This is a genomic window from Deltaproteobacteria bacterium (assembly GCA_022340465.1).
In the GTDB taxonomy this organism is placed as follows: domain Bacteria; phylum Desulfobacterota; class Desulfobacteria; order Desulfobacterales; family B30-G6; genus JAJDNW01.
Map to the genome: position 1 here is coordinate 1 of JAJDNW010000049.1, position 4974 is coordinate 4974.

General features: G+C 60.2%; 4 protein-coding genes. 2 read left to right on the plus strand and 2 right to left on the minus strand.

Going from position 1 to position 4974, the window contains the following annotated elements:
* Positions 1 to 3: 3 nt before the first annotated feature.
* Together LJE94_07970 and LJE94_07975 are read right to left on the minus strand one after the other, a co-directional pair.
* Positions 4 to 606 (minus strand): superoxide dismutase, encoded by a 603-nt coding sequence (locus LJE94_07970; GenBank protein ID MCG6910044.1) that lies wholly within the window; start codon positions 604 to 606, stop codon positions 4 to 6.
* Between the two features lie 184 nt (positions 607 to 790).
* Positions 791 to 1858, minus strand: a complete 1068-nt coding sequence (locus LJE94_07975) for a 23S rRNA (adenine(2503)-C(2))-methyltransferase RlmN (GenBank protein ID MCG6910045.1) — start codon at positions 1856 to 1858, stop codon at positions 791 to 793.
* A 328-nt stretch (positions 1859 to 2186) separates the two neighbouring features.
* Between LJE94_07975 and LJE94_07980 the strand changes: the two genes are divergently transcribed.
* Positions 2187 to 3404, plus strand: a complete 1218-nt coding sequence (locus LJE94_07980) for a CoA transferase (protein ID MCG6910046.1) — start codon at positions 2187 to 2189, stop codon at positions 3402 to 3404.
* 386 nt (positions 3405 to 3790) lie between these two features.
* The gene (locus LJE94_07985; protein ID MCG6910047.1) at positions 3791 to 4744 is read left to right on the plus strand and encodes a phosphatase PAP2 family protein; all 954 of its coding nucleotides are present in this window, start codon (positions 3791 to 3793) and stop codon (positions 4742 to 4744) included.
* The last annotated feature ends 230 nt before the right edge of the window (positions 4745 to 4974 follow it).

Consider the following 4974-nt stretch of genomic DNA (forward strand, 5'->3'; position numbering starts at 1 on the left):
CTGCTACTCCGGCAGGTGCTGCGCCAGCTGACGTTCGGCGAAGTCCCAGTTGGCCAGATGCTCGAGAACCGCAAGCACAAAATCGCCGCGCCGGTTGCGGTAGTCCAGGTAATAGGCGTGCTCCCAGACGTCCACAACCCAAAGCGGCTGCATCCCGTGGACCAGGGGTGAATCCGCGTTCGAGGTGCCCATGATTTTGAGACGGTCGCCGTCCAGGGCAAGCCACACCCAGCCGCTCCCGAACACCGCCCCGGCCGCTTCCGTGAACGCTTTCTTAAACTTTTTGTAGCTGCCGAAATCACGGGCGATCCGTTCCGCCAGCCTGCCGCCGGGCTCCCCCCCGCCCTTCGGCTTGAGACATTGCCAATAAAAAGCGTGGTTCCAGGCCTGGCCCACCTGGTTGAAAACCGCGGCGTCCGCACGCTTTTTACCGGTCTCCACCAGGACCTCTTCCGGGGTCTTGCCCCTGAAACGGCGCTCCTGGGTGAGGCGGTTGGCAGCCTTGACATAGGCGGCATAGTGGTGGTTGTAGTGATATTGCAGGGTTTCGGCGGACATATACGGTTCCAGGGCGTTTTCCGCATACGGCAGAGGCTCGACCGCCATAAGGGGCTTGTCCCCCTGCAGGTCGCAGCCGTTGAGGACACCTGCAACCAGAACCACTGCCAGCCAGACCGTCAGACCGCCTGCATGGCCAACATTGCCGATCATTCTTTTTCTCATGATATTTCTCCCTGTTGGAAATGAGCTAATAGCCGATAGCGCATGGCATGCTATCAGCTATGAGCTATCAGCTTTTTCCCGCTTGGATCGCGACCCCTTGAGCCCTCGGATCCCTGGCCCCCAACTGCCCGCAGGCGGCCATCAGAGGCCGGCCGCGGGAATGCCTCAGCTGCGCATTCACCCCCCTTTTGATCAGGCGGTCGCGGAAAGCCGCAATCTCTTCCTCAAGCGGTTCCCTGAATTCGCCCGAAGACCCCGCGTTGAAAGGGATCAGGTTGACCCGCGCCCGGAAGGGCGTGATCCATTCCGCCAGGCGGTGCGCGCAACGCCGGCTGTCGTTCATTCCGGGGATGACCACGTAATTGATCATGACGGCCGCCCCCCTTTTGCGCGAAAATGCCGTCAGCGCCCGTTGGAGCGCAGCCAGGGGCATCGACCGGTTGACCGGCATCAGGCGGTTGCGCAGCCCGTCCTCTGCCGCGTTCAGTGAGACGGCCAGGTTGACGCCGGCCAGGTCCGCCCGTTCCGCCAGGCTGTCGATGCCGTGGATCTGACCCGCCGTCGACAGGGTGATCCGGCGCCGCGCGATGTCGAACCCCCGCTGGTCCGCCAGCACCCGGATCGAACCGGCCACGGCATCGAAATTTTCCATGGGCTCCCCCATGCCCATGAAAACGACGTTGCGGACGGTTTCCCCGAAGCGCCGCCGGGCGGCATACACCTGCCCCGTGATCTCCTCGACCGTCAGGTTGCGCACCAGGCCCATGGTGGCCGTTTCACAAAACCGGCACCCCAGACGGCAGCCCACCTGGCTGGAGACGCAGACCGTGCCATGGGTCGCCATGGGAATCACCACCGACTCGATGCGATGCCCGTCTGCGAGCTCGGTGACGAATTTGACGACTCCTGCGTCTTGCGCTTCCCTGACGACCGTCCCCGGCACGAACCGCCAATCCCGGGCAAGGTCCCGGGACAGCTCCGGCGACCGGCTGAGAGGGCCGGCTTTCCAGGGCTCGGCGTGGTGGTGCTTGTGAAATTCACGGTAGAGCATGCCGGCCCAATAGGGCCCCTTGCCGTAACGCGCCCCGACAAAGGCGGCCAGGTCGGCGTGGGTCATTTCCAGAATGCGCAGCAATCGCTATTCCTTTGTAACGGTTGGCAACTAATAGCTGTAGAATATGCCAAAGCGCCGCATGGGTCAAGCAACCTTCGCTCACAGCCAAATATCCCTGCTCCCCGTAAAGCGAAGCGGAAATCGCCCGCAGGACAGGGATGTCGGCGGCCGCCGCTTCACTTGGACCCCTGCCCCCTGGACCCCTTTGCTGTCTACCCTATTCAGCCCGATTGACAAGGGCCGCTGAATTCATGTAATTGAAGATACCCCGCAGCAAGCTGCGGGGAATGCGCTCGCTGTCTCGGTTCAATCGGAACAGATGTCAATCGAGTGTGAGAAAGGGGAAAGGATGCATCAAAAAAAGGAAAAGCCTTTGGCCGGCATCAAGGTGGTCGAATACGGCGTGTTTCATGCCGGTCCCGGGGGCGGGGCCATTCTGGGGGACCTGGGAGCGGAAGTGATCAAGATAGAAAACGCGACCGGCGATCCGATGCGCCGCTGGACCAAGGTTGTCGGGTTCGATTTTTCGATTGCCCCCGACGAGAGCCTGCTGGCCGAAATTTCCAACCGGAACAAAAAGGGAATCTGCCTGGACATCGAAACCGAAAAAGGCCGGCGCATTCTGCACCGGCTGGTGGAAGAAGCGGACGTTTTCATGACCAACCTGCGCGGCAGCACCAAGGAAAAACTCGGCATCGACTATGCGTCCCTGGCGGCCGTCAACCCGCGCATCATCCACGCCAGCGTCTCCGGTTTCGGGCCGGAGGGCCCCATGGCCGACATGGGGGCCTTCGATCCCCTGGGACAGGGCTGGTCCGGGATGATGTATTTAACGGGATCCGGACAGCCGGCCTTGACCCACATCGGGGTCCTCGACCAGGCGACCGCCATCACCCTGAGCCATGCGGTGATTACGGCCCTTTTTGTGCGGGAACGCCAAGGGATCGGACAGGCCGTGCACATCTCCCTCTACGGCACGGCCCTGTGGCTGCAACACATCAACCTGATGGCCACCAACACCTTTTCGGTGGACCCGTGCGTCTCTTCCGACCGCAGCGGGCATTCCCCGCTGCGCAATGCGTTTCTTTGCCGGGACGACCGGTGGGTCATCGGCACGCACCACCCGGAAAACAAGTACTGGAAAACATTCTGCCGCATCACCGGGCAGGAGGCGCTTCTCGACGATCCCCGCCACACCGACGAGAAGGGCAATCCCGTCAAGAGCGCGGAACTGACGGCGATTTTCGACAAGGTGTTCGCCTCGCGCCCGAGTGCGGCATGGATGGATATTTTCAATGAAAACGGGCTGATCTTCTGCCCCATCCAGAAAATCACCGAGGTCAAATCCGATCCCCAGGCCCGGGCCAGCGGCTACGTCACCCCCTTCAGCCACCCGGTTCTGGGCGACGTCCAGATACCCGGATACCCGGTCCACTTCAGCGCCTGCCATGCGGGCACCCATGCGGCCGCCCCCAAAATTGGCGAACACACCGAAGAGATCCTGAGGGATCTGGGCTACGAAAACGAAGATATTCAGGCGCTCAAAGACGAGGATGTCGTAAGGTAAACCCTAAGGTTGCAACTGTGGGGCGCAACCGTCTTCTAAACAAATACTAAACGGTATACGGTGCACGGTGAGCCCCGTGTTGGTCCATTACGCGTTTACATGACAGCAAAACACGCACATTTTTCGGAAGCCGTCGTCAAAACCCGGCGCAGCAAGGGGATAACGGCCATTTCCCGAAGTTTCAACCCGGTTTTCCGCTACCCAACGCCCAAAAGGCACCAAGTGACACGTATTGGGAAAAAATAAAGCCAATCACGAAAGCACGAAAACGGGAAAGCAGAAAAATTTTCATGGTCTTTTTCGTGTTTTTGGACTTTCGTGTTTTCGTGATAAATGATCTTTATCTTTTCCGTTTTATCCAAATTCGGTATCAGTAGGTGACCGACATGCAAACCATTGCAAACATCATCATCGCCGTCGAACATGGCATCGGGCTGGACATCATCCTCTGGTTCCAGTCCTGGCGCACCGACCTGATCAGCGGGCTGTTCATGCCCTTTGCCTGGATGGGAACGGAAGCCTTTTTCCTGATGCTGCTGACGCTCGTCTATTGGGTGATCCACAAAGACACCGGCCGGCGCCTGATGGTCTATTTCCTGTTTTCCGCCTGGTTCAACGCCTTCGCCAAGGAGGTTTTCAAACGGCCGCGGCCCTTCGTGGTGTCCGACCGGGTGAAACCGGCCCTGGCCGCGGCTGAATACGGCCTGCCCAGCGGACACACCCAGGCGGGCACCGTCATCGGGTCGGTTATCATCCGGGAGGCCGGGAAGCCGTGGGTCACGGTTTTGCTGGTGCTCTACATCCTCCTGACGGGCGTTTCCAGAATGGTGCACGGGGTGCATTTTCCCCAGGACGTGCTCCTCGGCTGGATCCTCGGCATCCTGATCGTCGTTTCCCTTTACCGGCTGGAAGCCCGGCTTGCCCGTTTCCTGGCCGGGATGCATTGGGGGACCATGCTGGCAATCACGCTGGGCACGGCGGCCGCCGTCATCGGCTTGACCTTTCTGACGCACCCCACGCCCGCGGGCGTTGTCGGTGCCCTGACGCCGGGCGCCGCCCTGATCGGCGTGATACCGGGGCTCTTTCTGGAGTCGCGATACATCCGCTTTTCCTCCCGGGGAAGCCTCGGCAAAAAATGCCTGCGCTACGCCGTGGGCATTGCAACGGCCCTGTTGTTCAAAGAGGGCCTGAAACCCCTGCTGGCCGTGGTGAACGACCACTCCCTCTTCATGGATGCTTCCGTGCGGATTGTCCGCTACGCCGTCCTCGGGTTGTGGCTTTCCGCCGGTGCCCCCTGGCTGTTCACCAGACTGCGGTTGGCGGAGCGTGAAAGCGCATAGCTCATAGCTGACAGCGCGATGCGTTATGACCAGTCAGCTATGAGCTCATCTTATTGACCTGGCAATTAAATAGCCTACCCTGTCATGCTGGACTTGATCCGGTATCCAGGACCTATTACCGGATTCCTGCCTTCGCAGGAATGGCGGAATTGAGCTATTTAATCGCCCGAGTAATATGTTTCACCCGACCCCTTGAACCGAGATAGCGAGCGCATTCCCTGCAGCTTGCT

Bases quoted from the DNA above. Each gene is read 5' to 3' on its own strand.
- LJE94_07980 (MCG6910046.1), top strand. From the start codon at position 2,187: ATGCATCAAAAAAAGGAAAAGCCTTTGGCCGGCATCAAGGTGGTCGAA.
- LJE94_07970 (MCG6910044.1), bottom strand. From the start codon at position 606: ATGGCGGTCGAGCCTCTGCCGTATGCGGAAAACGCCCTGGAACCGTAT.
- LJE94_07985 (MCG6910047.1), top strand. From the start codon at position 3,791: ATGCAAACCATTGCAAACATCATCATCGCCGTCGAACATGGCATCGGG.